This window comes from Streptomyces mutabilis (assembly GCF_014649815.1).
Taxonomy (GTDB): Bacteria; Actinomycetota; Actinomycetes; order Streptomycetales; family Streptomycetaceae; genus Streptomyces; species Streptomyces mutabilis.
In genome coordinates this window covers 1-622 of the sequence record NZ_BMTT01000190.1, presented here as the reverse complement: position 1 = coordinate 622, position 622 = coordinate 1, and the positions used below count along the sequence as shown (strand labels likewise).

Sequence of the window (622 nt, the reverse complement as noted above, 5' to 3'; positions counted from 1 at the left end):
CATCTTTCAGCCAAGAACCATGCGGTTCTTGGATTTATGCGGTATTAGCATCTGTTTCCAAATGTTATCCCCCACTTAAGGGCAGGTTACCCACGTGTTACTCACCCGTCCGCCACTCGTTCAAAATTAAATCAAGATGCAAGCACCTTTCAATAATCAGAACTCGTTCGACTTGCATGTATTAGGCACGCCGCCAGCGTTCATCCTGAGCCAGGATCAAACTCTCCATAAAAAATTATGATGTTTGATTAGCTCATAAATACTAAATAGTTTGTAACATTTCGTTACTGTTTATTGGAATTAACGTTGACATATTGTCATTCAGTTTTCAATGTTCTTTAACACTTACAATACATTATTGTAACAAACAGAATTTATTAAGTCAAGAATTAATTTGTATTTCATTTCTTGTCATTTCTTAATTAATTCAACAAATAACATTTTATAATGTAATGATTTTAATTTCAATAGTCAAAATTACACTTTATTAACTAAATTTTAAAGTTCTTAACTTTTTCTTTTCAATTAATTAATCTGCTTTTGACGACTTTTATATAGTATCAAGATATAAACGTAACGTCAATATTTATTATCGATTTTTTAAGTTAAAATTTACTTAATG

The 622-nt window shown here is 30.1% G+C and carries 1 rRNA gene; it reads right to left on the bottom strand.

What is annotated here, in order from left to right:
- Window positions 1-232, bottom strand: a 16S ribosomal RNA gene (locus tag IE142_RS39970); the annotation flags it as partial.
- Window positions 233-622 lie beyond the last annotated feature (390 nt).